Source organism: Clostridium gallinarum (assembly GCF_014836325.1).
GTDB lineage: Bacteria > Bacillota > Clostridia > Clostridiales > Clostridiaceae > Clostridium > Clostridium gallinarum.
Genome location: NZ_JACSQZ010000136.1, coordinates 1 through 782, shown reverse-complemented (window position 1 = coordinate 782; position 782 = coordinate 1). Strand labels below are relative to the sequence as shown.

1 protein-coding gene is annotated in these 782 nt (G+C 28.4%); it reads right to left on the bottom strand.

Going from position 1 to position 782, the window contains the following annotated elements; translation table 11 throughout:
* Nucleotides 1-782, bottom strand: a 782-nt coding sequence (locus tag H9660_RS16140) for an ABC transporter ATP-binding protein (RefSeq protein ID WP_191751390.1), incomplete at both ends; no start/stop codon positions are given.

Genomic DNA, 782 nt, shown 5'->3' with positions numbered 1-782 from the left:
CCCTCTACTCCTGCTATACCAACTATTTCACCTTTTCTAATATTCAAGCTAAAATTCTTTAAACCTAGAACTTTTTTATTATTTTTAACACTTATATTTTCTATTCTTAATACTTCTTCTAACGGTTTAGATTCTGTTTTTTCAACTTTAAATGATACCTGTCTACCAACCATCATTTTTGCCATATCAGCTTCTGATGTTTCTTTAACATCAACAGTTCCTATATACTTTCCTCTTCTTATAACAGTACATCTATCTGCCGCTTCTTTAATTTCTTTTAATTTATGCGTAATTAAAATTATTGATTTTCCTTCTTTTATAAGATTTTTCATAATTTTAATTAAATCTTCAATTTCTTGTGGTGTTAATACTGCTGTTGGTTCATCGAAAATAAGAACCTCAGCATTTCTATATAGCATCTTAAGTATTTCAACACGTTGTTGCATACCAACAGAAATATCTTCTATTTTTGCATATGGATCTACATTTAAACCATAAGCCTTAGATAATTCTTCTATTTTTTTAGCTGCACTTTTTATATCTACAGTTAAGAATTTTTTAGGTTCAAGACCTAAAATTATATTTTCAGTTACAGTAAAGTTTTCAACTAATTTAAAATGTTGATGAACCATACCTATACCTAAATCATTTGCTACGTTTGGACTTGAAATTTTAACTTCTTTTCCATTTACTTTAATCATTCCACCATCTGGACTATACATTCCAAATAGCATTCCCATTAATGTAGATTTACCTGCTCCATTTTCTCCTAAAAGAGCATG